This is a genomic window from Paenibacillus ehimensis NBRC 15659 (assembly GCF_004000785.1).
Taxonomy (GTDB): domain Bacteria; phylum Bacillota; class Bacilli; order Paenibacillales; family NBRC-103111; genus Paenibacillus_G; species Paenibacillus_G ehimensis.
In genome coordinates, this window is sequence record NZ_BILX01000177.1 from 1 (window position 1) to 1,708 (window position 1,708).

General features: G+C 40.0%; 3 protein-coding genes. 2 read left to right on the top strand and 1 reads right to left on the bottom strand.

Features of this window, described 5'->3' with window-relative positions; genetic code table 11:
• Nucleotides 1–145 precede the first annotated feature (145 nt).
• Nucleotides 146–232: an IS3 family transposase gene (locus PEH01S_RS34180; protein ID WP_246063155.1), complete on the top strand. Its 87-nt coding sequence runs from the start codon at nt 146–148 to the stop codon at nt 230–232.
• Nucleotides 233–297: 65 nt separating this feature from the next.
• Here the strand turns inward: PEH01S_RS34180 and PEH01S_RS34185 are convergent, their stop codons facing one another.
• The gene (locus PEH01S_RS34185) at nt 298–1,017 is read right to left on the bottom strand and encodes a hypothetical protein (RefSeq protein WP_127490447.1); all 720 of its coding nucleotides are present in this window, start codon (nt 1,015–1,017) and stop codon (nt 298–300) included.
• 277 nt (nt 1,018–1,294) lie between these two features.
• Between PEH01S_RS34185 and PEH01S_RS34190 the strand changes: the two genes are divergently transcribed.
• Nucleotides 1,295–1,708: hypothetical protein (locus PEH01S_RS34190; RefSeq protein ID WP_164828157.1), on the top strand; the 414-nt coding region annotated here is incomplete at its 3' end.

A 1,708-nucleotide genomic window follows, 5' to 3' on the forward strand; every position in this document is an offset into this window, starting at 1 on the left:
TGAGTTATTTCAAATTGAAATGAAAACGGAGGATTGGTCAGGAACTGAGCGATTGGACGTATGTTGGATAGGTTGGACATAAAGGACGAGATAGAGTATGTAGACTGTATCATCTTGGAGGAAACGAATCAGAGTTCAAACATACATAAAGTATTACAGTACAGAGCGGGTTCAGTGGACATTAAAAAAGATGACTCCTGATCAATTCAGAAGTCATCGCTTGGCCGCATAGGGGTCTTAGTTTAAAGGGTCGGCTTTAAGGATCACAGACCCTCAAGATCCTTCAAGTTTTTCTTTTTATCCATTCAATTCGTGGAAATCGTATTCGGAGTTGCTGCTCTCAAACGATTCGTTAACTTTGGTAACCTGAATATTATCGATAGCAATGGATCCACCGTATCGCAATCCCCAATGCATCTGGTAATCGTCATATGGCCCGGTGGTGAATGTCACAGACTTGCTATTCACGCTTCCTGGAGAGTCGTTCCAAGTCAACCAACCGCGGTCCTCAGTCCCTGCTTTATCCGTTCGTACGAAGAAATCGTAGAATCCACCGTTACCTGGTGCACTTAGTGCTTTATAGCTAAAGGAAACTGTGTATGTGGTATTGGGTTCCAAGCGGAGCTTCTGACGATCCGATCTTAAGTAGACGTCCCATTCCCATTGGGGGTTGCCGTTGGCATAGACCAAATAAGATCCTGACAGGGAACCGTCTTGTCGAACACCTGCTTCTCTGCCGTCTTTTTGTAACAAGGTGAAATTACTTGTTTCCCATGTCCCACTCTCAAACGATTCGGTTCCTCTTGGTAGTCTAGTTTTCTTTATTAAATTCCCATTTTTATCATAGTAATAATGGTCTATAAGACCATATGGTAATTTCTTTGATAACAGTTTTCCGGAAACATCGTATTTGTAGATAGCTGAATTATCAGCGTATGCCGAAGCTCCTGGAATGATTAGAAAAAAATGAAAGATAAGAATAGTAATACTAATAATGGAAATAAGCACTAGTATCATTCTTTACCTCCTAAAAAATAGATGAATGTTGTTTGATACGGGAGGACTATAGAGGAATTTTCTTTTAAATTATAGCGGTACCGGAAAGTATTGTATATGGTTGTTTGAGAAAGACTTTTGAACGCCTGCCTTTCATACACTGAAGTGAAAACGTTGCTATTAGTCTTTGCATTGAAATACTTTTTCTTCTATATACAGATATCGACTGACAAAGGTATAATTTAGCAGGGAAATCTGCTTGAGTTTAATATCAAAAGTGTTCTATGGGGAGGTAGTTATGCTAAAAAGAATGGTTTCGATTCTCCTATGTTTCATATTCATGATCGCTTATGCTTCATCAATACGGGCAGCTAATGGAGAAACAAAATATCTGTACAATCATAAAGGTCAGTTGGTAGAGGCTACTAATTCGTACGGAACCATCTATTATGATTATGATTTAAATGGGGGCTTGTTAAGAAAAAATCTAACAGATAACATGCTTACAAATGCCAGTTTTGAGGTGAATACGGGAACAAGCGGCTTAGCTGATGGCTGGCAAGGCAACAAGGACCAAGGAATAACTGGGGAGTATGAAGTTGTAGCTCATCATGCGTCTTCTGGTCAACGTGCGCAGAAGATTACAGGTTCCGGTCTGGGGCTGCATAACCAAATAAATGTTTTCCAAGACGTGAAGTTAGACCCGGGAAAA

Coding starts and splice junctions, on each gene's coding strand:
- PEH01S_RS34185 (WP_127490447.1), bottom strand. CDS start 1,017: ATGATACTAGTGCTTATTTCCATTATTAGTATTACTATTCTTATCTTT.